This is a genomic window from Micromonospora sp. DT229 (genome assembly GCF_049844505.1).
GTDB lineage: Bacteria > Actinomycetota > Actinomycetes > Mycobacteriales > Micromonosporaceae > Micromonospora.
In genome coordinates this window covers 345,736-367,634 of sequence record NZ_JBNCLD010000003.1, presented here as the reverse complement: position 1 = coordinate 367,634, position 21,899 = coordinate 345,736, and the positions used below count along the sequence as shown (strand labels likewise).

General features: G+C 70.4%; 17 protein-coding genes. 7 read left to right on the top strand and 10 right to left on the bottom strand.

The genetic code is table 11. From position 1 onward, the window contains the following. Positions 1 to 243 precede the first annotated feature (243 nt). Entirely contained in the window at positions 244 to 3,123 is a 2,880-nt protein-coding gene (locus ACLQ2T_RS07175) for a vitamin B12-dependent ribonucleotide reductase (protein WP_425765177.1), read from the bottom strand. Between the two features lie 63 nt (positions 3,124 to 3,186). Then, on the bottom strand, positions 3,187 to 3,687 hold the full coding sequence (gene nrdR, locus ACLQ2T_RS07170) for a transcriptional regulator NrdR (protein WP_425765176.1): 501 nt from the start codon (positions 3,685 to 3,687) through the stop codon (positions 3,187 to 3,189). A 564-nt stretch (positions 3,688 to 4,251) separates the two neighbouring features. Between nrdR and lexA the strand changes: the two genes are divergently transcribed. After that, on the top strand, positions 4,252 to 5,034 hold the full coding sequence (gene lexA / locus ACLQ2T_RS07165) for a transcriptional repressor LexA (RefSeq protein ID WP_425765175.1): 783 nt from the start codon (positions 4,252 to 4,254) through the stop codon (positions 5,032 to 5,034). Positions 5,035 to 5,163: 129 nt separating this feature from the next. Here the strand turns inward: lexA and ACLQ2T_RS07160 are convergent, their stop codons facing one another. Beyond that, positions 5,164 to 6,978 carry a hypothetical protein gene (locus ACLQ2T_RS07160; protein ID WP_425765174.1) on the bottom strand — a complete coding sequence of 605 codons (1,815 nt, stop codon included), beginning with the start codon at positions 6,976 to 6,978 and terminating at the stop codon, positions 5,164 to 5,166. A 51-nt stretch (positions 6,979 to 7,029) separates the two neighbouring features. Beyond that, positions 7,030 to 8,472: a GTPase HflX gene (hflX, locus tag ACLQ2T_RS07155; RefSeq protein WP_425765173.1), complete on the bottom strand. Its 1,443-nt coding sequence runs from the start codon at positions 8,470 to 8,472 to the stop codon at positions 7,030 to 7,032. Positions 8,473 to 8,646: 174 nt separating this feature from the next. Here hflX and ACLQ2T_RS07150 point away from each other — a divergent pair, with 174 nt between their 5' ends. Then, the gene (locus ACLQ2T_RS07150) at positions 8,647 to 10,119 is read left to right on the top strand and encodes an NAD-dependent malic enzyme (RefSeq protein WP_425765172.1); all 1,473 of its coding nucleotides are present in this window, start codon (positions 8,647 to 8,649) and stop codon (positions 10,117 to 10,119) included. Between the two features lie 365 nt (positions 10,120 to 10,484). Here ACLQ2T_RS07150 and dapF read toward each other — a convergent pair whose 3' ends face one another. From dapF to ACLQ2T_RS07135, 3 genes are read right to left on the bottom strand one after another with little or no spacing between them, the layout of a single operon-like run. Further along, on the bottom strand, positions 10,485 to 11,324 hold the full coding sequence (gene dapF, locus ACLQ2T_RS07145; protein WP_425765171.1) for a diaminopimelate epimerase: 840 nt from the start codon (positions 11,322 to 11,324) through the stop codon (positions 10,485 to 10,487). Positions 11,325 to 11,331: 7 nt separating this feature from the next. Beyond that, on the bottom strand, positions 11,332 to 12,246 hold the full coding sequence (gene miaA / locus ACLQ2T_RS07140) for a tRNA (adenosine(37)-N6)-dimethylallyltransferase MiaA (RefSeq protein WP_425765170.1): 915 nt from the start codon (positions 12,244 to 12,246) through the stop codon (positions 11,332 to 11,334). Beyond that, positions 12,243 to 12,965, bottom strand: a complete 723-nt coding sequence (locus ACLQ2T_RS07135; protein WP_425765169.1) for a hypothetical protein — start codon at positions 12,963 to 12,965, stop codon at positions 12,243 to 12,245. The genes miaA and ACLQ2T_RS07135 overlap by 4 nt, the downstream gene beginning before the upstream one ends. A gap of 297 nt (positions 12,966 to 13,262) precedes the next feature. Between ACLQ2T_RS07135 and ACLQ2T_RS07130 the strand changes: the two genes are divergently transcribed. Further along, complete coding sequence (locus ACLQ2T_RS07130; protein ID WP_425765168.1) at positions 13,263 to 14,471, top strand: DUF349 domain-containing protein; 1,209 nt, start codon at positions 13,263 to 13,265, stop codon at positions 14,469 to 14,471. A 439-nt stretch (positions 14,472 to 14,910) separates the two neighbouring features. Further along, positions 14,911 to 16,347 (top strand): RICIN domain-containing protein, encoded by a 1,437-nt coding sequence (locus ACLQ2T_RS07125; RefSeq protein ID WP_425765167.1) that lies wholly within the window; start codon positions 14,911 to 14,913, stop codon positions 16,345 to 16,347. Between the two features lie 48 nt (positions 16,348 to 16,395). Here the strand turns inward: ACLQ2T_RS07125 and miaB are convergent, their stop codons facing one another. Continuing rightward, a complete protein-coding gene (miaB, locus tag ACLQ2T_RS07120) occupies positions 16,396 to 17,898 on the bottom strand; it encodes a tRNA (N6-isopentenyl adenosine(37)-C2)-methylthiotransferase MiaB (RefSeq protein WP_425765166.1) in 1,503 nt (500 codons plus the stop codon). Positions 17,899 to 17,950: 52 nt separating this feature from the next. Between miaB and ACLQ2T_RS07115 the strand changes: the two genes are divergently transcribed. Further along, a complete protein-coding gene (locus ACLQ2T_RS07115; RefSeq protein WP_425765165.1) occupies positions 17,951 to 18,160 on the top strand; it encodes a DUF2277 family protein in 210 nt (69 codons plus the stop codon). Positions 18,161 to 18,257: 97 nt separating this feature from the next. On the opposite strand, the gene ACLQ2T_RS07110 is transcribed toward ACLQ2T_RS07115, so the two are convergent. Both ACLQ2T_RS07110 and selD read right to left on the bottom strand, forming a co-directional pair. After that, positions 18,258 to 18,737, bottom strand: a complete 480-nt coding sequence (locus ACLQ2T_RS07110) for a hypothetical protein (RefSeq protein ID WP_425765164.1) — start codon at positions 18,735 to 18,737, stop codon at positions 18,258 to 18,260. A gap of 242 nt (positions 18,738 to 18,979) precedes the next feature. Continuing rightward, complete coding sequence (selD, locus tag ACLQ2T_RS07105; protein ID WP_425765163.1) at positions 18,980 to 19,969, bottom strand: selenide, water dikinase SelD; 990 nt, start codon at positions 19,967 to 19,969, stop codon at positions 18,980 to 18,982. 182 nt (positions 19,970 to 20,151) lie between these two features. Between selD and ACLQ2T_RS07100 the strand changes: the two genes are divergently transcribed. After that, a complete protein-coding gene (locus ACLQ2T_RS07100; protein WP_425765162.1) occupies positions 20,152 to 20,907 on the top strand; it encodes an amino acid ABC transporter ATP-binding protein in 756 nt (251 codons plus the stop codon). A 59-nt stretch (positions 20,908 to 20,966) separates the two neighbouring features. After that, positions 20,967 to 21,830, top strand: a complete 864-nt coding sequence (locus ACLQ2T_RS07095; RefSeq protein WP_425765161.1) for a glutamate ABC transporter substrate-binding protein — start codon at positions 20,967 to 20,969, stop codon at positions 21,828 to 21,830. Positions 21,831 to 21,899 lie beyond the last annotated feature (69 nt).

The window sequence follows — 21,899 nt, the reverse complement described above, 5'->3', positions numbered from 1 at the left end:
CGCCGCGCCGATCTTGCACTTTTGGTCGCTAAAAAGACCTGCTATGCACCTTTTGTTGCGACGAAAAGTGCAAGATCGCGGAGAAGGGGCGGGAGGGGGTGGGGTGTGGATGGGGTGGCGGGTGGGTTGGAGGGGAGGTGCGGCACCATCGCCCGCCGCCACGCCATCCGGGTCAACCGGGGGCCAGGGTGACGGCGACCGCCCGGCCTCGGGTGCGAGGCCGGGCGGTCGGGGTGGGGTGGGTCAGCTGCAGCCGCTGGTGGAGCCGCAGCCTTCGCAGACGTAGCAGCTGCCGGCGGGACGCATCTTCGTACCGCAGGTGAAGCAGAGCGGCGCGTCGGCGGCCTTGCCGATCACGGCTTCCAGCAGCTCGGTGCTGGAACCGACCGCCGGGGCCGGCTTGACCGCGGCGACCTCGGCGAGTTCCTGGGCCGGCTGGGCGATCGGCCCGGCCTTCGGCTCCTCCGGCCGGTTCTCCACCGGGGCGGAGGCGGCCATCGCGGTCAGATCCGTGCCGTTGGCCTCCGCCTCGGCTTCGGCCGCCAGTTGGGCGGCCCGCTCCTTGGCGGTGAAGATGCCCAGTTCGGCGCGGCGGTCGTACGGCAGGAAGTCCAGTGCCAGGCGACGGAAGATGTAGTCCATCACCGAGGCGGCCATCCGCACGTCCGGGTCGTCGGTCATGCCGGCCGGCTCGAAGCGCATGTTGGTGAACTTGCTGACGTACGTCTCCAGCGGGACGCCGTACTGCAGGCCGATGGAGATGGCCACCGAGAAGGCGTCCATCACCCCGGCGAGGGTGGAGCCCTGCTTGGACATCTTGAGGAAGACCTCGCCCAGGCCGTCGTCCGGGTAGGACGAGGCGGTGAGGTAGCCCTCGGCGCCACCGACCGAGAAGGAGATGGTCTCCGAGGGACGCTTCTTCGGCAGCCGCTTGCGCACCGGGCGGTACTCCACGACCTTCTCCACCACCGGCGCGACCGCGGTGGTCGGGGCCGGCTCGGTGGTCTTGTTGGGCTTGGCCACCGACAGCGGCTGGCCCACCTTGCAGTTGTCCCGATAGATCGCCAGGGCCTTGAGGCCGAGCTTCCAACCCTCGAAGTAGATCTTCTCGACGTCCTCCACGGTGGCCTGCTCCGGCATGTTCACCGTCTTGGAGATGGCACCGGAGATGAACGGCTGCACCGCGGCCATCATCCGTACGTGGCCCATCGGGGCGATGGACCGCTCGCCCATCGCGCAGTCGAAGACCGGGTAGTGCTCCGGCTTGAGGCCGGGGGCGTCCACCACGTGACCGTGGTCGGCGATGTGCTCGACGATCGCCTCGACCTGCTCCTCCGGGTAGCCGAGGCTACGCAGGGCGCGCGGCACGGTCTGGTTGACGATCTGCATCGAGCCGCCGCCGACCAGCTTCTTGAACTTGACCAGCGCCAGGTCCGGCTCGACACCGGTGGTGTCGCAGTCCATCATCAGGCCGATGGTGCCGGTCGGGGCGAGGACGCTGGCCTGCGAGTTGCGCCAGCCGTTCTTCTCACCGATCTTGTTGCCCTGGGTCCACTGCTTGGTCGCCTCGCGGACCACCGCGGTGGCCACCGTACCGCTGGGCTTGATCTCGTCGTTGGCGGCGGCGTGCTTGCGCATCACCCGCTTGTGCGGCTCGGCGTTGCGGGCGTAGCCGTCGTACGCCCCGACGATCCCGGCCAGCTCGGCGGAGCGGCGGTACGCCGTGCCGGTCATCAGCGAGGTGATCGCGGCGGCCAGGGAGCGGCCCTGGTCCGAGTCGTACGGCAGGCCGGAGGCCATCAGCAGGGCACCCAGGTTGGCGTACCCGATGCCGAGCTGCCGGTAAGCCCGGGTGGTCTCGCCGATCTTCTCCGTCGGGAAGTCGGCGAAGCAGATCGAGATGTCCATCGCGGTGATGACGAACTCGACCGACTTGACGAACTTCTCCACCTCGAAGCCACCGTCGGCGCGGAGGAACTTCATCAGGTTCAGCGAGGCCAGGTTGCACGAGGAGTTGTCCAGGTGCAGGTACTCCGAGCAGGGGTTCGAGGCGGTGATCCGACCGGTCTCCGGGCAGGTGTGCCAGTCGTTGATGGTGTCGTCGTACTGGAGGCCGGGGTCGGCGCACTCCCAGGCGGCCTGGGAGATGGTGCGGAACAGCTTCTTCGCGTCGATGGTCTCGATGGTCTGCCCGTCGAGCCGACCCCGCAGGTCGAAGCCGCCGCCGTTCTCCACCGCGGTCATGAACTCGTCGGAGACCCGGACCGAGTTGTTGGCGTTCTGGTACTGCACGCTGACGATGTCGGCGCCGCCCAGGTCCATGTCGAACCCGGCGTCACGCAGGGCGCGGATCTTGTCCTCCTCGCGCGCCTTGGTGACCACGAACTCCTCGATGTCGGGGTGGTCGACATCCAGGATGACCATCTTGGCCGCCCGCCGGGTGGCGCCGCCGGACTTGATGGTGCCGGCGCTGGCGTCCGCGCCGCGCATGAAGCTGACCGGGCCGGAGGCGGTGCCGCCGGAGGAGAGCAGTTCCCGGGAGGAGCGGATCCGGGAGAGGTTGACCCCGGAGCCGGAGCCGCCCTTGAAGATCAGCCCCTCCTCCTTGTACCAGTCGAGGATGGAGTCCATCGAGTCGTCGACGGCCAGGATGAAACACGCGCTGACCTGTTGGGGTGAGGGCGTGCCGACGTTGAACCAGACCGGGGAGTTGAAGCTGAACACCTGGTGCAGCAGCATCCAGGTCAGCTCGTGGGCGAAGATCTCGGCGTCGGCCGGGGAGGCGAAGTAGCCGTACTCCTCACCGGCGGTGCGGTAGGTGGTGACCACCCGGTCGATCAGCTGCCGCAGCGACCACTCCCGCTCCGGGGTGCCCACCGCGCCCCGGAAGTACTTGGTGGTCACGATGTTGGCCGCGTTGACGCTCCAACTCTCCGGGAACTCCACCCCCCGCTGCTCGAAGTTGATCGAGCCGTCCCGCCAGTTGGTCATCACGACGTCGCGCCGCTCCCAGGCGACCTCGTCGTACGGGTGGACACCGTCGGTGGTCCAGACCCGCTCGACCTTCAGAGCTGCGCCGGCCTTGCTTCGTACCCTGCTTGTTGTCACGCCATCCCCCGGCATCTCATCCGCCCCCTCGTCCGCGCGGCACCGCGCGATCCGACTGTCACTACCGCTGAAAAAAGTTCACTGCGCGGGGCCGGCGGCGCCGGCCGTCTCGGCCTCGGCACCCTGCCGGGCCAGCGCGGCGGCCCGCAGCGTCTCGATCTCCCGCTCGAAGTCGGCGAGCGAGTCGAACGACCGGTACACGCTGGCGAACCGCAGGTAGGCGACCTCGTCCAGGTCCCGCAGGGGACCCAGGATGGCCAGCCCCACCTCGTGGCTGGGGATCTCGGCGGCCCCCTTGGCCCGGATGGTCTCCTCGACCCGCTGCGCCAGCAGGGCGATCGAGTCCTCGTCGACCGGCCTGCCCTGGCAGGCCTTGCGCACCCCACCGATGATCTTCGTACGACTGAACGGCTCGGTCACCCCGCTGCGCTTGACGACCGCGAGCACGGCCTCCTCGACCGTGGTGAACCGTTTGCCGCACTCCGGGCAGGAGCGTCGGCGACGGATCAGCTGGCCGTCGTCGGCCTCCCGCGAGTCGACCACGCGGGAGTCGGCGTGCCGGCAGTACGGACACCGCATCGCCCGACCTCCTTGATCGACAAAGGGCACGCCTACGGCCGCCTCCGGGCACGATTCAGCGCGACGAACCATCCTGAAACCGATGGCCGCCGACCTGACTGTACGGGAGTGCGGTCCGTAGTCGAACCCAACCTGTAGGCGAGTTACGCCCATGTGACTACTACATCTAGGGGTTGAACCTAAGCCGCTGGCGAACCGCGGTCAAGTTGACCGGCGTGTCCGGCGCGTCGCCTGACAGCCCACCCGACCGGCGACTCCGGCGCAACCCGAGAACCCAACGCACCGGGGTGATACCGGTTACCGCCCAAGGGGATCGGATCTTCAGAAAAGGCATCGGATCGAACATCCGTTCGAGCAGACGTATCATTTATCAGAACAGGCGTACGACTGTCACCGTCAGGCGTGTCGACACGCGGAGAAACCTCGTACAGATGTTTGAAAATGACTGATCTCACCTATACGGTCTGAACAGCCGGAGGTGACCATGGTCGACCTGCTGTCCGGCAGACCACCGCACGCACCACGAGCCGCCGAGGCACCCAGCGCCGACCAGGGAGGACGGACGTGACCCAGGACCGGGCCAACCGGCCACACAGCCCGCAGCAGAGCAGCGAGGCGGGGCCGCCGCCCACCCGACGCCGCAGTGTCACCCGCGCCCGGGCGGCACAGCCCGCGGTACGCCCGGTGGCCCCGGTGACCAACAGCTTCCCGGACCCGGCCACCGCCGACCTCACCGCCCGGCAGCGGCGCATCCTGGACTTCATCCGTACCTGGGTGGAACGGCACGGCTACCCGCCGAGCGTGCGTGAGATCGGCGAGGCGGTCGGGCTGGTCTCCCCCTCCAGCGTCGCCTACCAACTCAAGGAGTTGGAGAAGAAGGGCTTCCTGCGCCGGGACCCGAACCGACCCCGGGCGGTCGACGTCCGCCCACCCGCTGACCTCGACGACGAGCTGAGCCGCTCCCAGCGACCCACCCCGGCGTACGTGCCGATGCTCGGCCGGATCGCCGCCGGTGGGCCGATCCTCGCCGAGCAGTCGATGGAGGACGTCTTCCCGCTGCCCCGCGAACTCGTCGGCGAGGGCGAGGTCTTCATGCTCCAGGTCAAGGGCGACTCGATGCTCGACGCGGCCATCTGCGACGGTGACTGGGTGGTGGTCCGGCAGCAGCCGACCGCCGACTCCGGGGAGATCGTCGCCGCCATGCTGGACGGCGAGGCGACCGTGAAGACCTACCGGCACCGCGACGGTCACGTCTGGCTGATGCCGCAGAACCCGGCATTCGACCCCATTCCCGGTGACGACGCCACCATCATGGGTCGGGTGGTGGCGGTACTGCGCCGGATCTGACCGGCACCCAGCCACCCCATCTCGACGGTGCCCAGGGATCTACCTGGGCACCTACCGGTGCTGGGCCGTGCCCAGGAACCGCCCTGGGCACCGACCGGTGCTCACGGCCCGGTGCTGGCCACGGCCGGATCAGTACCGGTCGCCCCGGTAGCCGTAGGTGCCGCCAGGCGGTTGGCCGTAGGGCTCGGAGTTGTCTTCGCGGTAGCGACCGGAGCGTCGACCCCGATAGTCGTTCTCGGCCGGGCCACCGCCCCGCCGCGGCGGCTCGGCACGCCCCCCACCGCGTGGCGGCTCCGCGCGCGCGTCACCCCGTGGCGGTTCCGCGCGGCCACCGCCGCGTGGCGGCTCCGCTCGGCCACCGCCCCGGGGCGGTTCGACACGTGCACCACCTCGCGGGGGCTCCGCGCGACCGCCGGCGGGTGGTGGGCCGCCGGACCGGGCCCCGCCGCCGTACACCCCGCCGCCGGGTCGACCGCCGTTACCGGGGCCGGCCTCGCCGGCACGGCCCCCACCGCCGTAGACACCGCCACCACCCGGACGGGCACCGTTGCCGCCGGTACGCCCCCCGTAGACCGGCCCGGAACGGGCCACCCCGGGGCGTTCACCGTCCGGTGAGCCGCCACCGTAGACCCCAGCGGCACTGCCACCACCGCCGTAGACAGCACCGGAGCGGGCGCGGTCCTTCGGCGTACCGTCGTCGCTACCGCCGGTGGGTCCGGGGCCGCCGTCGTCGCGGTCGCCTCCCTTGCCCGCGGGTGGCCGCCGCTTGCGGGCCCGCAGGATGCCGAAGATGCCCGCGCCGACCAGCAACGCACCGAGCACCCCGACGGAGGCGATCAGGTACGTGATGTCGTCGAGGGTCAACCCGTCCAGGAACGACTGGCCGGTCGACTTCTTGGCCGCGTCCGGATCCTCGGCCAGGTTCTTCGGGCCCTCCGTAGAGGGGGTGTAGCTGAGGATGTCGACCGGTTCGTCGTCGTCCAGGTGACCGGCGTCGGAGACGGTCAGGAAGGTCTTCCCGTCGGTGGAGTACGAGATCGCCTCGCCGAACGGGTCGGCCAGGGCGGTGACCCGAGGGCTGCCGTTGGTCAGGGCACCGACGATGTCGCCGTTCTGGACGTCGTACTCGAAGGCGTCCGCGTAGGTGCGCAGCACCACCCGGGAACCGTCCGGGGACCGGGCCGCACCGGTGATCGCGACCCGCCCGAAGGTGCTCAGGGGGTTCTCCGTGTCCGTTTTCGGCAGGGTGATGTCGCCGAGCTTCTTCATCGGCACCGGCTCGGTGTCACCGGTCTTCAGTGCCCCGTCCGGGGCGAAGATCTCGGCTTTGCCGGCGGTGACCTTGGTGATGATCAGCGGCAGGTTGTCGTCGCCGATCAGCAGGGCCTCGGCGTCGCGGGGCTTGCCGTCCGGGTACGCCAGCCGGTGCAGCTTGGGCTGCTCACTGCCGTTGACCGGCATGCTCCAGACGGCCACCCGCTCGCGGCGCTGCCGGCTGGTCACGTTGTCGCCGGTGTCGGCGATCCACAGCTTCTTCTTGTCCGGCGAGAGGGCCAGATCCTCGGTGTCGAAGGGCCCCGCACCGGAGAAGCCCACGTCGCGGACGACCTGGCAGTCCTTGTTGAGGTAGAAGACCCGCTTGCGGTCGGCCTGGTCGGTGCTGTCGTTGATCACGATGTACCCGTTGCGGGTGACCACCAGACCGGACATCTCCCGCAGGCGCGGATCAGTGACCGTGCACTGCTTCTTGCCCGCCTTGGCCAACGGCGAGCCGAGGGCCGCCGGCAGGACCGTGCTGGGCGCCGCCGCCCGGCCTGTCACCGCGACGGCCGACGCAGCGGAGGCAGGCTGCGGTACCGGCGCCGCCAGGACGGCACCGGCGACAGCCACGGTGGCCCCGAGCAGGCCGAGTGCCACCGTGACCGGGGAAGCAGTGCGGAGCATGAAGGAAGTGTCGCATGCCGCAGGTTTCCGCCGGGTCACGTGGCAGCCGCGTTACCGGGCGGTACGGATCGTCTCCGCCGTGTCGTGGTACGGGGCCAGTTCGGCCGCCAATGCCTCGTTGACCCGTACGTGCAGCATCGTGCCCTCCGCCAGGTGGGCGGTGCTGAGCACCTCACCCTGTCGATGTACCCGGGCCACCAGATCACCCCGGTCGTACGGCAGCACGACTCGCACGTCGACCGCCGGACGGGGCAACCGCTGCTCGATGGTGGCGCGAAGGTCCTCGATGCCCCGCCCACTGTGCGCGGAGACGAACACCGCATCCGGCCAGATCCGCTTGAGCTGGAGCAGAGTCTCCTCGTCGGCGGCGTCGGTCTTGTTGACCACCAGCAGTTCGGGCAGCCGGTCGGCGCCGACCTCGCTCAGCACCTCCCGCACGGCCCGGACCTGCTCCTGGGGATCGGGATGGGTGCCGTCGACCACGTGCACCACGAGATCGGCCTCGGCGACCTCCTCCAGGGTCGAGCGGAAGGCCTCGACGATCTGGTGCGGCAGGTGCCGAACGAACCCGACCGTGTCGGAGAGGGTGTAGACCCGTCCCTCGGCCGTGGTGGCGCGGCGGGTGGTCGGATCCAGGGTGGCGAACAGGGCGTCCTCCACCAGCACACCGGCCCCGGTGAGCCGGTTGAGCAGGCTGGACTTGCCGGCGTTCGTGTAGCCGGCGATGGCCACCGCCGGGACCGCGTTGCGGGAGCGACGTGAGCGCTTGGTCTCGCGTACGGTGCTCATGGCCTTGATCTCCCGGCGCAGCCGGGCGATGCGGTGGCGGATCCGTCGCCGGTCGGTCTCCAGCTTGGTCTCACCCGGACCACGCACACCCACACCGCCGCCGGCGCCCCCACCGCGACCGGAACCACCGGTTTGCCGGGACAGGGTCTCACCCCAACCGCGCAGCCGGGGCAGCAGGTATTCCAGCTGGGCCAACTCGACCTGGGCGCGGCCCTCCTTGCTCTTGGCGTGCTGGGCGAAGATGTCCAGGATCAGCGCGGTGCGGTCGACCACCTTGACCTTGGTCCGCTGCTCCAGATTGCGCAGCTGGGACGGGGACAGCTCACCGTCGCAGATCACCGTGTCGGCACCGGCGGCGAGCACCATCGCGCTGAGGTCGTCGACCTTGCCGCGACCGATGTAGGTGGCCGGGTCGGGCCGGGTGCGTCGCTGGATGAGCCCTTCGAGCACCTCGGAGCCGGCGGTTTCGGCAAGCGCGGCCAACTCGGTGAGGGAGTTCTCCGCGTCGGCCTGGGTGCCCTCGGTCCAGACCCCGACCAGGACCACCCGCTCCAGTCGCAGCTGGCGGTACTCGACCTCGGTGACGTCCGTCAGCTCGGTGGAGAGGCCGGGGACCCGTCGCAACGCCTGCCGCTCGGAGAGTTCGTACTCACCGGTGGTTGTCTCGATGTCGTCGTCGAGAACGTAGGTCTCCTGGTCTCGCAAGCGCTTCTCCTGTCCGAACTGTTGCTGTACGAAGTAATCCTGTCACGTGGCAACGCCGGTCGCACCCGCTATATGCCCAGCACACAAAGCAGCACAATTGGGGGTGGCTGCCAGAGGCCCAGGTAGAACGGGTAGAAATTCCATGAGCCGTTCGCCGCCGCCGGAGGGAATTGCGTGGCCATCACCCGACTGCCCAGTGCTGGATTTTCGATCACGGTCCGTATCGCCGTGCCCGCCGATGCCTCCTCGATCGGTCGTCTCACCACCTCGGTGGGCGAGGCGGGGGCCATCGTCACCGCATTGGACGTGGTCGATTCCGACCCCAACCACGTGATCGTGGACCTCACCTGCGACACCGCCGACGCGGGCCACGCCGACCAGGTGGTCGACGCGCTGCGGACCCTCGACGGGGTCGACGTACGCAAGGTCTCCGACCGCACCTTCCTGCTGCACCTCGGCGGCAAGATCGAGGTGAGCCCGAAGGTCGCGCTGCGGACCCGTGACGAGTTGTCCCGGGCGTACACCCCGGGGGTGGCCCGGGTCTGCCAGGCGATCGCGGACAACCCGGCCGACGCCCGCCGGCTGACCATCAAGCGCAACACCGTGGCCGTGGTCAGTGACGGCTCGGCCGTGCTGGGGCTGGGCAACCTCGGCCCGGCGGCCTCCCTGCCGGTGATGGAGGGCAAGGCGGCCCTGTTCAAGCGCTTCGGTGGGGTGGACGCCTGGCCGGTGGTGCTCGACACCCAGGACACCGACGAGATCGTCGCCATCGTCAAGGCGATCGCGCCCGCGTACGGCGGGATCAACCTGGAGGACATCGCGGCGCCGCGGTGCTTCGAGATCGAGGCGCGGCTGCGTGCGGCGCTGGACATCCCGGTCTTCCACGACGACCAGCACGGCACCGCGATCTGTGTGCTGGCCGCGCTGACCAACGCGCTGCGGGTGGTGGGCAAGCGGCTGGCGGACGTGCGGGTGGTCGTCTCCGGGGCCGGCGCGGCCGGTACCGCGATCATGAAGCTGCTGCTGCGCCAGGGCGTCGGCGACATCATCGCGTACGACCGCCAGGGGGCCCTGCACCGCGGCCAGCCCGACCTCAACCCGGCCTGGCAGTGGCTGGCCGAGAACACCAACCGGGACGGCTACTCGGGTGACCTGCCCGGGGCGCTGGAGGGTGCGGACGTCTTCATCGGGGTGAGCGCCCCGAACCTGCTCACCGGCGACGACGTCGCCCGGATGGCCAAGGACTCGATCGTCTTCGCGCTGGCCAACCCGGATCCGGAGGTCGACCCGCGGGAGGCGCGCAAGCACGCCGCCGTGGTGGCCACCGGCCGCTCCGACCAGCCGAACCAGATCAACAACGTGCTCGCTTTCCCCGGCGTCTTCCGCGGCATGCTCGACGCGCACGCCGAGGAGTTCACCGAGGAGATGGCGCTCGCCGCCGCCCAGGCCATCGCCGACGTGGTCGGCGAGGAGAAGATCAACGCCACCGTCATCGTGCCGAGCGTCTTCGACTCCCGGGTGGCCCCGGCGGTGGCCGCCGCCGTCCGCGCCGCCGCCCAGAACCCCGCCAGCACTCCCCCGCCGGCCGCCGACCCCGGTCCCGCCGACCTCCCCGAGATAGCCGCCAACGCCTCCGCCACCCCCTGACGCGCGGAACACGCCCGCACACCTCATCGCCCGCGCGCCTAGCCAGGCGCGCGGGCGACGCGGATCGCTCCCACTCCTCGTGCAGCAGGAGTCCGCCCCGCGCCCCGACCACCCACCCTCACCCCCGCGCCTTACCCAGCCCAGGCCCGCACCGCGCACAGCCGCGCGCCCCGCGCCGCCCAGCCCGTCCCGCACAGCCCAGCCCCTCCCGCACAGCCCAGCCCGTCCCGCACAGCCCAGCGCGGCGATCATGCACTTTTGGTCGGGACAGATGCACCCCAAAGGGGCATTTCGGCGACCAAAAGTGCAAGATCGGCGGGCGAGGGTGGGGCGGCGTGGGGTGGGTGCCCGGGTGGGGGTGGGGTTTAGGGGGTGGGGTGGGTGAGGGTGCCGGTGGCGATGAGGATGGCGGGGCCGGAGAGCCAGCAGGAGTCTGCGGTCAGGGTGACGGTGAGTCGGCCGCCGGGGAGGTCGACGGCGACTGTGCCGGTCTCCCGGGCCAGGTCGCGCAGGGCGACCGCGGCGACGGCGCAGGCGCCGGTGCCGCAGGACAGGGTCTCGGCGGAGCCGCGCTCGTAGACCCGCATCAGCACGTGCCCGTCGACCCCGTCGAGCGGGTCACCGGCGGTGGTGAACTCCACGTTCACCCCGGCCGGGAAGATCGCCGGGTCGTAGCCCGGTGCCCGGGTCAGGTCGAGACCGGCCAAGTCGAGCCCGGCCGGCAGTGGGCAGACCAGGTGGGGGTTGCCGACGTCCACCGCCGTGCCGCTGAGGGCCAGTCCGCCCAGGGCGGCCGTCGAGGTCGCGTACAGCTGCGGGCGGCGCATCTCGACGGCGATGTCCGCACCGTCGAGGCGGGCCCGCACCAGTCCGGCCCGGGTGGCCACCGGCAGGACACCGTCGACCGGGGTGGCCAGTCCGTTTTCGAGTAGGAAGCGGACGAAGACCCGGGCGCCGTTGCCGCACATCTCCGCGAAGGAGCCGTCGGAGTTCCAGTAGTCCATGAACCACTCGGCGTCACCGGCCAGGGCCGCCCCATCGGGGTGCTTGGCCGCCCGGACCACGCGCAGCACGCCGTCACCGCCGATCCCCCGTCGCCGGTCGCAGAGCGCGGCCACCAGGTCGGGGGTCAGGTCCAGCGCACCGTCCGGGTCGGGCAGGATCACGAAGTCGTTTCCGGTGCCATGCCCCTTGGTGAAGTTCACGCCTCCATCATCGCGCAGCGTCACCGACGATCCGCAGGGCATCCTCGACCAGGGTCGGCGCGGCCGAGTCCAGCCACCGCACCCGCAGGTCGCGCCGGAACCAGGAACGCTGGCGGCGGACGAAGCGCCGGGTGGCCCGTACGGTGTCGTCGCGGGCCTCGGTCTCGGTCAGCTCCCCGGCCAGCATCCGCAGCACCTGCTGGTAGCCCAGCGCCCGGCTGGCCGTACGCCCCTCGGGCAGGCCCCGCCCGACCAGCCCTTCGGTCTCGGCGACGAGTCCGTCGGCCCACATCCGGTCCACCCGGACGGCGATCCGCTCGTCGAGCAGAGGGGTGTCCAGGTCGACGCCGATCTGCACGGCGGGATAGTACGGTGTCGGCTCGGGCAGGGCCGCGGTGAACGGAGCCCCGGTCAGCTCGATCACCTCCAGCGCGCGGACGATCCGCCGGCCGTTGCCGGGCAGGATGCCGGCCGCCGCCGCCGGGTCGGCCTCACGCAGCCGCGCGTACAGGGGTGCCGGGCCCTCGGTGGCCAGTTCCTCCTCCAGCCGGGCCCGCAGCACCGGGTCGGTGCCGGGAAACTCGAACTGTTCCAGTACCGCCCGCACGTACAGCCCGGAACCGCCGACCAGCAGGGGCACCCGCCCTCGGGCGAGGATGTCGTCGACCGCCGCCCGCGCCAGCCCCTGGTACTCGGCGACACTGGCCGCCTCGGTGACCTCCCAGATGTCGAGCAGGTGGTGCGGTACCCCCTCCCGCTCGGCGACGGTGAGCTTGGCCGTCCCGATGTCCATCCCCCGGTAGAGCTGCATCGAGTCGGCGTTGACCACCTCGCCGTCCAGGGCGTGGGCCAGGGCGATGCTCAGCGCCGACTTCCCCGCCGCCGTGGGTCCGACCACGGCGAGCACCGTGCCCGGGGTCACTGCCGTTCCCAGTTGGCCACGAAGTAGGCCACTCCGTAGGGGGCGGCGTGGTAGCTCAGCTCACCCCGCCAGGAACCGCCGGCGGCCCGGGCCGCCCCGGCCAGCACCTGCCACGGGGCCCGGCCGGCGACCCGCAGCTGCGCCGAGAGTTCCGGGTCCAGGTCGAGCAGGGCGTCGAGGTCCGCGTCGGTCAGGGCCTCGGCGACCCCGGCGTCGTACGCCTCGGCGCGGGGATCCGCGTAGCCGGGCGCCCCCTCACCCCGGCAGGCCGACCCGTCACCCATCACCAGCAGTGCCCAGTCCCCTTCGCCACCGAGGCGGGCGCCGAGTTCCGCGCAGGCGACCGGGTCGGTCTCTCCGGCAAGGGCGTACATGGCCGACACCGCAGGGGTCGATTCCGGGCGGGCCCGGCCCAGCAGCCAGGTGCCGATGGTCAGGCTCAACGGCAGATCGGGACGGCTACCGGCGGGCAGCCGACCGAGGGCCGGTTCGACCGGCAGGCCGAAGGAGGCGAGCGAGCCGTGAAAGGGCGGTTCGTGACGCAGCGTCTGCGGGCCCTCACCGACGACCAGCACCTCGGCGGCGCCGGAGTCGAGCAGCCGGGTGACCGCGGCGTGGCAGGCCCGCCGGAGATCGTCCAATTCCGCGGCGGCGGCACCCGCGACCTCGGGAATCAGCAACGGCGGGTGTGGGCAGACGGCGGCGGCGACCAGTGGCACCCGGCAACCGTATCGGTCCGGCGCGGCCGCCCGTGCACCCCAGGTCGCCACCCTGCCCACTGAGCTGGGGCGTCAGTTCCGTGCGACGCCGGTGCCGAACGAGCCGACCGGCGCGGTACGGCACGCCGGTCCGGATGATGCCGCCGAGTGCCTAGGACACCGTATGGTCACGGTCGGCGATAGGCGCTCGACGCGGACCGGGGCGTACCTGTGACAATGCCCGGAGAAACTTGGCTGCGCCGTGGCGGTGCCCGGGAGAGAGTTCTCCCAGGGCACCGGGAGAACGAGGATGGGCACATGAGCGACTGGACTGCCTTCGGACGGGTGGACGCGGACGGCACCGTTTACGTCAAGACCGCCGAGGGCGAGCGGGTGGTCGGATCCTGGCAGGCGGGAGCACCGGAGGAGGGGCTGGCACACTTCGCCCGCCGCTTCGCCGACCTGGTGACCGAGGTGAACCTGACTGAGGCACGGCTCAACTCCGGCGCTGCGGACGCGAACCACTCCCTGGCCACCGTACGACGGATCCGCGCCTCGCTGGCCGAGGCGCACGTGGTCGGTGACATCGACGCGCTGGCCGCGCGACTGGACCGGCTCGCCACGGTGGCCGAGGAGAAGGCCGGCGAGGCGAAGGCCGCCAAGGAGGCGGCCCGCAGCGAGGCCCTGGCCCGCAAGACCGCACTGGTGGAGGAGGCGGAGAAGCTGGCCGCCGAGTCGACCGGCTGGAAGACCGCCGGCGACCGGCTCAAGGAGATCCTCGACGAGTGGAAGACCATTCGGGGGGTCGACAAGAAGACCGACGGTGAACTCTGGAAGCGGTTCGCCGCCGCCCGGGACGGCTTCACCCGTCGTCGGGGTGCGCACTTCGCCTCCCTGGACGCGCAGCGCAAGCAGGCGCAGACGGTCAAGGAGGAGCTGGTCGCCGAGGCCGAGAAGGTCAAGGACTCGACCGAGTGGGCCTCGGCCGCCAACCAGCTCAAGGAGCTGATGAACCAGTGGAAGGCCGCGCCGCGTGCCTCCAAGGAGGCCGAGCAGCGGCTGTGGGAGAAGTTCCGGGCCGCCCAGGACGCCTTCTTCACCCGGCGCAGCGAGGTCTTCTCGGCGCGGGACAACGAGCAGCGCGCCAACCTGGAACGCAAGCAGGCGCTGCTGGCCGAGGCGGAGGCCCTCGACATCGAGGGTGACCCGAAGGGCGCTCAGGCCAAGCTGCGCGAGATCCAGGCGCAGTGGCACGAGGCCGGGCGGGTGCCGCGGGAGGCGGCCGCCGGGTTGGAGCGCCGGCTGCGCGCCATCGACGAGAAGGTCCGCGAGGTGATGGACTCCGCGTGGCGTCGGACCAGCCGGGAGGACAACCCGCTGCTGGCGCAGATGCGGGCCCAGGTCGCCGAGGCCGAGGAGCGGCTGAGCCGGGCTCAGGCCGCCGGGGACGCCCGCCGGATCAAGGAGGCGGAGCAGGCGCTCGCCTCCAAGCGCCAGTTCCTCGCCCTGGCGGAGCAGGCCGGCTGAGTCACCGCTTGCGAAAAGCCCCCGGTTCCGCCTGGAACCGGGGGCTTTTTCGGTTGTCGCGCCCCTGGTCACGGCGATGTTAACGTTCGACATTTACATCGACGTCGATCTGTGATTATCTGAGGAAAGCGGTTGCCCTTTCGGGGTGGGCATGGGAGCCGTTTCCGACCAGTTCCTCCGACGGCAGGGCGCAACTCTGCGACCGCCACCGGCATCGCTGCCGCTGGGCACGGCAGCCTCCGATGTCGGGGCGTACCCCTGCCGACCACACGCCGATGACGCCTCCAGGCGTACGCCGCGACGCTCCACCACCATCCACGGTCGCCGCGGCCACCCGCGTCACGGGCCCTCCGCCGCCGGTGCCGGCAGCTGCGTCCGTGACGCCCTGACGCGCGTCGTCCGACCCGTTCCGCGTACCCAGAGGATGAGGAGATTGACCGTGCATGCACTCGTCACACGTCGCCTGACCCGGCGACTGGCGGTCATGGCCGCGACGGCGGTCGTACTGCCCGCGGCGGTGGTGGCGGTGGCGGTGACCCCCGCTTCGGCGGCCACCGTGGACACCAGCGCGCAATACGTGTTCGTCAACCGCAACAGCGGCAAGGCGATGGATCTGTGGAACTGGTCCACCGCCGACGGCGGTGAGATCCGGCAGTTCACCCGTGCCGACGGCAACAACCAGCAGTTCCAGTTCGTCGACGTGGGCAGCGGCTACTACCAACTGCGCAACCGGCACTCCGGCAAGGTCGTCGCCATCCCGAACTCGAACGACGGCGTGCAGGTCACCCAGGTCACCGCGAGCAGCGACACCAAGCAGCACTGGCGGCTCGCGGACTCCGCCAACGGCGACGTCCGGTTCATCAACCGGCACAGCAGCAAGGCCCTGGAGGTGTGGCAGTGGTCCACCGCTGACGGCGGGATGGTCTCGCAGTACGCGGACCTGGACGGCGCCAACCAGCGTTGGCAGTTGATCAGGCTGGGCAGCGGCGGCACCACTCCCCCGCCCAACCCGGCCCCGCAGACCGGGCTGGTCGGCTGGGCCACCCAGAACGGCGGCACCACCGGCGGCGGCAACGCCGGCACCACCACGGTCACCAGCGCCTCGGCGCTGACCAGCGCGTTGAACTCCAGCAGCGCGGCGGTGATCCGGGTCTCCGGCACCATCAACTGCTCGGGGATGCTGCGGGTGCGGTCCAACAAGACCATCCTCGGCAACGCGGGGGCCACCATCGTCGGCTGCGGCTTCACCATCAACGGGGACCGCAACGTGATCATCCGGAACCTGACCTTCCGGAACTGGGGCGACGACGCGATCAACATCGAGCAGTCGGCCACCAACATCTGGGTCGACCACAACACCTTCAGCAGCGGCTACGACGGCGCGGTCGACATCAAGCGGGGGTCGGACTTCATCACCGTGTCCTGGAACCGGATCTTCAGCCACGACAAGGCGATGCTGCTCGGACACAGTGACAGCAACGGCAGCCAGGACACCGGCAAGCTACGGGTCTCCTACCACCACAACTGGTTCGACGGCAGCAACCAGCGCAACCCGCGGGTCCGCTTCGGCAACCCGGTGCACGTCTACAACAACTTCTACAGCAACGTACGCGGCTACGGCGTGGTGTCCACGATGAACGCCGGGGTACTGGTCGAGGGCAACTACTTCGAGAACACCCCGGACCCGTTCCACCGGGGTGAGGGCGACTCCGGGCCGGGTTCCCTGGTGGCCCGCAACAACCACTTCGTCAACTCCGGCAGCGGGCAGAGCGGCGGCAGCGTGGCTGGCATCCCGTACGGCTACACCCTGGACAGCGCCAGCAGCGTGAAGTCCATCGTGACCGGCGGCGCGGGCGCCGGCCGGATCTCGGTCTGACCCCAGGACGGTCGGGGTCCGGTGCCACCGGGCCCCGACCGGCTCGATTCAGTGCGAGACGGCGCAGCCGGTCGTCGGCGCGGGCGCCGCGGCCGGCGCACCGATGGTGGGCAGACCGAGCAACACCCCGGGGGTACGCGTCGCACGCCCCGCCTCGGCCGCGTCACCGGCCCGGGTCCGCCGGTGCGACAGCGGCTCCCCGTCGGCGTTGAGGTGATGCGGCGCGGCGTAGGTGACCACGGTGTGCACGATGTCCCCCGGGCGGATCGCCCCGGCGTACGACCCGGCGTCGAAGTGCACCAGGCGACCGTCGCGGGCCCGCCCGGACAGCCGGCCGGTGCGCTCGTCCTTGCGGCCCTCCCCGACGGCCACCAGCACCTCGACCGCCTCGCCGACCAGCTTCTTGTTCTCCGCCCAGGTGATCTCCTCGACGCAGGCGATCAGCCGCTCGTAGCGCTCCTGCACGACCTGTTTGGGCAGTTGACCGTCCATGGTGGCGGCCGGGGTGCCGGGGCGCTTCGAATACTGGAAGGTGAAGGCGGAGGAGAACCGGGCCGCCCGGACCACCTCCAGGGTGCGCTCGAAGTCCGCCTCGGTCTCGCCGGGGAACCCGACGATGATGTCGGTGGTGATGGCCGCGTCCGGCATCGCCGCCCGGACCTTGTCGATGATGCCGAGGTAGCGCTCGGCCCGGTACGACCGGCGCATCGCCCGCAGCACGTCGTCCGACCCGGACTGCAACGGCATGTGCAGCGAGTGACAGACGTTCGGGGTCTCGGCCATCGCGGCGATCACGTCGTCCGTGAAGTCCTTCGGATGCGGGCTGGTGAACCGCACCCGCTCCAGCCCGTCGATCTCCCCACAGGCCCGCAGCAGCTTGCCGAAGGCGTACCGGTCGCCGAACTCCACCCCGTAGGAGTTGACGTTCTGCCCGAGCAGGGTCACCTCCAGCACACCCTCGTCGACCAGGGCGCGTACCTCGCTGAGGATGTCGCCGGGGCGTCGGTCCTTCTCCTTGCCCCGCAGAGACGGCACGATGCAGAACGTGCAGGTGTTGTTGCAGCCCACCGAGATCGACACCCAGCCGGCGTATGTCGACTCCCGCCGGGTCGGCAGGGTGCTCGGGAAGACGTCGAGGGATTCGAGGATCTCCACCTCGGCGGCGGCGTTGTGCCGGGCCCGCTCCAGCAGCACCGGCAGCGACCCGATGTTGTGGGTACCGAAGACCACGTCGACCCAGGGCGCCTTGCGGACGATGTCGCCCCGGTCCTTCTGGGCCAGGCAGCCACCGACCGCGATCTGCATCCCCGGATGCCGGTCCTTGACCGGACGCAGATGACCGAGGTTGCCGTACAGGCGGTTGTCGGCGTTCTCCCGGACCGCGCAGGTGTTGAACACCACCACGTCCGGAGAGTCCTCGGCCTCGCCCGCGCGGACGTAACCCGCCTGCTCCAGCAGGCCGGAGATGCGCTCGGAGTCGTGCACGTTCATCTGGCAGCCGTAGGTGCGCACCTGGTAGGTGCGCGGGCTGCCCGCCGCTGCGGTAGTCATGACATGCACAGCGTATCCGGCACCCTGTGGTCGGACGGAACTAGGAGGAGCCGTGTGCCGAAGCATCAAGACCCTGCGTGAGCCGTACACCCCGGAGGTCACCGACGCGGACGTGCAGGCCGCGGCGTTGCAGTACGTCCGGAAGATCTCCGGTTTCCGCGCACCGGCGCCGCACAACGCCGCCGCCTTCGACGCCGCGGTGACCGCCGTGGCGGCCGCCACCCGCACCCTCCTGGACGACCTCGTCGTCCGCAGCCGGTAAACAAGGGCCCCTTGCCGCTGAGGCGGCCGGGTGCGCTCAGGCCGGGCCAGGGTTGGCGCTCACCGGCTGGGTGGCGCTCAGGCCGGTTGGGTGAGGCTCAGGCGGCGGCCAGGGCGGGGTTCACCGAGTCCGGGGCCCAGCGCGACCGGTGGCAGCGCGACCAACCCCGGCACCGGGGGTCGGCCTCGGTGCACAGCCGCCGGTCGCTGAGCACCTCGCCTTCGTCGGTCTCCCGCACGTCGAAGTGCACCGGGCGGATGCTGCCGTCCGGTGCGACCAGCAGGTGCCGGGTCTCGTCCAGGGTGTCGTCCCGCAACAGGCAGTTGCGGGCCAGCAGCCGGGCCAGTGCCGCGATGCTGGGCAACTCGGGCAGCCCGTCAGGAACTCCGTAGCAGTCCACGATCGTGGCGAACTCCCCGGGCGCCTGCCACACGTCGCAGACCACCGCGTAGGTGGGCAGTCGCGCCGGGTCGGCGACGGCCAGGGGCATCACCACCCGACCGAGCGCATCGGCCAGTGCCGGGTAGACCTCCACCGGTCGTACCTGGTCGATTCTCCAGTTCCACAGCTCGGTCATGCCGCCTCCTCGCTGTGCTCGTCCCAGGGGCCTCGGGAGCGGGCCCTACCCACGATGGTGGGGGGCATTTGCCCTCAGGCGGGGGCAAGTTACCGGTCTGTGACCATTCTGGGCAATTTTCCCCATGCCACGTTGCTGTGAGTATCGGGAAGGTGACAGATTATCGGGTATCGTGCGCGCGGGTAAGCACGGCACGCCGCAGCCCGAGCACCTCCCTGCGGCCCGAGCGCGACTTCGGGTGGTCAGCGCAGTACGACCAGGTGCTCGCCGCGAGGCAGCAGCTCACCGATCACGGGTGCGCCCGGAATCTCCCCGGCCACCAGCAGCCCGCCGGAGGTCTGCGCATCGGCCAGCAGCAACCGGTCGATCTCCCCCGCCGCGTCCAGGTCGGTCCAGGGGGTGACCCACTCCAGGTTGCGGCGCGAGCCACCGCTGACGTACCCCTCCCGGGCCGCCTCCCGGGCACCGGACAGGTACGGCACCCGGTCGATGTCGATGGCCACCGTCAGCTCGCTGGCCCGGGCCAGCTTCGAGGCGTGGCCGAGCAGGCCGAATCCGGTCACGTCCGTGCCGCATCGCACCCCGGCCGCCACCGCCGCCTGGGCCGCCTCCCGGTTGAGGGTGGTCATCGCCGCGACCGCCTCGGGGAAGGTCTCCCCGGTGTTCTTGTGCCGGGTGTTGAGGACCCCGACGCCGAGCGGCTTGGTCAGCGACAGCGGCAGTCCGGCTCGCCCCGCGTCCAGGGTGATCAGCTCATCGGGATGGACCAGCCCGGTGACCGCCAGGCCGTACTTCGGGCCGTCGTCGTCGACGCTGTGCCCGCCGGCCAGGTGACAGCCGGCCTCCCGGGCGACGTCGCGCCCGCCGCGCAGCACCTCTCGGGCCAGCTCCAGCGGGAGCACCTCCCGGGGCCAGCAGAGCAGGTTGAGGGCGACCAGGGCTCGGCCGCCCATCGCGTACACGTCCGACAGGGCGTTGGTCGCGGCGATCCGGCCCCAGTCGTAGGCGTCGTCGACGACCGGGGTGAAGAAGTCGGCTGTGCTCACCACCCCGGTGTGCGGGTCCAGCCGGACCACGGCGGCGTCGTCGCCATGGTCCAGCCCGACCAGCAGATCCGGCGAGCTGACGGCCGGGCCCAGCCCGGCCACCATCGCCTCCAACTCACCCGGCGGGATCTTGCACGCGCATCCGCCACCCCGGGCGTACCTGGTCAATCGCACCTGCTCTGCCATTCTGACATGATCTACATCACCGCTCGGAATCGCCACCAGGAGCGGGCAATTTCGGACGCTGGGACGCGATCCGCCAGGGTGTTACCGCCTCGTGACCATCTGGGTTGTGTTCTGCCACGTCACCCCGCCTACAGTGGCCGTCATCCGGGGGTCGACCGACCCCGAAAGCAACGAGGGGGACGGTGGACGACGTGACGACGGGCGAACCGCTCATCGTGCTGGATTCGGTCAACAAGTGGTTTGGGCCGCTGCACGTGCTGAACGACGTCTCGCTGTCGGTGGGTCGGGGTGAAGTGGTCGTGGTCATCGGCCCGTCCGGCTCCGGCAAGTCGACCCTGTGCCGCACGATCAACCGACTTGAGCCGATCAACTCCGGCACCATCACCTTCGACGGGCAGGTTCTGCCGGCGGAGGGCAAGGCACTGGCCAAGCTGCGCAGCGAGGTCGGCATGGTGTTCCAGTCGTTCAACCTCTTCGCGCACAAGACGATCCTGGAGAACGTCACTCTGGGCCCGATCAAGGTGCGCAAGGAGAAGTCCGCCGCAGTACGCGAGCGGGGACTGGCCCTACTCGACCGGGTGGGCATCGCCAACCAGGCCGACAAGTTCCCGGCCCAGCTCTCCGGCGGGCAACAGCAGCGTGCCGCGATCGCGCGGGCGCTGGCCATGCAGCCCAAGGCGATGCTCTTCGACGAGCCCACGAGCGCCTTGGACCCGGAAATGGTCGGCGAGGTGCTGGACGTCATGACCTCGCTGGCCCGCGAAGGCATGACCATGGTCGTGGTGACCCACGAGATGGGCTTCGCGCGGCACGCCGCCAACCGGGTCATCTTCATGGCAGACGGCAAGCTCGTGGAGGACGCGACTCCGGCGGAGTTCTTCGCCAACCCGCGTAGCGAGCGCGCCAAGGACTTCCTCTCCAAAATCCTCACGCACTAAACCCCTTAGCGGAGTGTGCCGTGACCCGGCAGGCTCCCGTTCCAGAAGGAGAAACACCTATGCGAATGAAGCGCATGGCGGCCGTTGCCGCCGCTGCCGGTCTCGCGGTCACCATGGCCGCCTGTGGCGGCGACAGCGACGAGGGCGGCAGCAGCACCGGCGCCACCGGCATCGTCGGCAAGGCCGAGAGCCAGAAGAAGCTGGTCATCGGCGTCAAGGCCGACCAGCCCGGCCTGGGTCTGCAGACCGGCAGCCAGTACGAGGGCTTCGACATCGAGATCGGCAAGATCATCGCGAAGGGCCTCGGCGTCGACGCGGGCAACATCGAGTGGAAGACCACCGTGTCGGCCAACCGCGAGCCCTTCATCGAGCAGGGCACCGTCGACCTGGTGGTGGCGACCTACACCATCAACGACGAGCGCAAGCAGAAGATCAACTTCGCTGGCCCGTACTACATCGCCGGCCAGGACCTGCTGGTCAAGGCCGACTCCACCCTGACCGGCCCGGACCAGCTGGCCGGCAAGACGGTCTGCTCGGTCAGCGGCTCGACCCCGGCCAAGCGGATCCAGGAGAACTACCCGGACGCTCGGCTGCAGCAGTTCGACTCGTACTCCAAGTGCCTGCCGCTGCTCGACGGTGGCCAGGTTGACGCCGTCACCACCGACGACATCATCCTCGCCGGCTACGCCGCGCAGGACCAGTACGCCGGCAAGTTCAAGGTCGTCGGCAGCACCTTCTCCGACGAGCCGTACGGCATCGGCCTGAAGAAGGACGACACCACCGGCTGCGAGAAGATCAACGAGATCCTCAAGGCTGCCGCCGCCGACGGTAGCTACAAGGCCGCCTGGGACACCACCCTGGGCAAGAGCGGCACCCCCGCGCCCGAGCTGGACACCACCAAGCTGACCCACTGCGGCGCATGACCGGTACCGGAGCCGGCATCCCGCGTGGGTGCCGGCTCCGGCCTGTCACCGGCCGCCAACACGTGCCCC

What these genes read in the sequence shown, in the direction of transcription:
- ACLQ2T_RS07160 (WP_425765174.1), bottom strand. Translation starts at nt 6,978, where the DNA reads ATGCTCCGCACTGCTTCCCCGGTCACGGTGGCACTCGGCCTGCTCGGG.
- ACLQ2T_RS07175 (WP_425765177.1), bottom strand. Translation starts at nt 3,123, where the DNA reads ATGCCGGGGGATGGCGTGACAACAAGCAGGGTACGAAGCAAGGCCGGC.
- nrdR (WP_425765176.1), bottom strand. Translation starts at nt 3,687, where the DNA reads ATGCGGTGTCCGTACTGCCGGCACGCCGACTCCCGCGTGGTCGACTCG.
- ACLQ2T_RS07110 (WP_425765164.1), bottom strand. Translation starts at nt 18,737, where the DNA reads ATGACCGAGCTGTGGAACTGGAGAATCGACCAGGTACGACCGGTGGAG.
- miaB (WP_425765166.1), bottom strand. Translation starts at nt 17,898, where the DNA reads ATGACTACCGCAGCGGCGGGCAGCCCGCGCACCTACCAGGTGCGCACC.
- ACLQ2T_RS07130 (WP_425765168.1), top strand. Translation starts at nt 13,263, where the DNA reads ATGAGCGACTGGACTGCCTTCGGACGGGTGGACGCGGACGGCACCGTT.
- selD (WP_425765163.1), bottom strand. Translation starts at nt 19,969, where the DNA reads ATGGCAGAGCAGGTGCGATTGACCAGGTACGCCCGGGGTGGCGGATGC.
- ACLQ2T_RS07095 (WP_425765161.1), top strand. Translation starts at nt 20,967, where the DNA reads ATGCGAATGAAGCGCATGGCGGCCGTTGCCGCCGCTGCCGGTCTCGCG.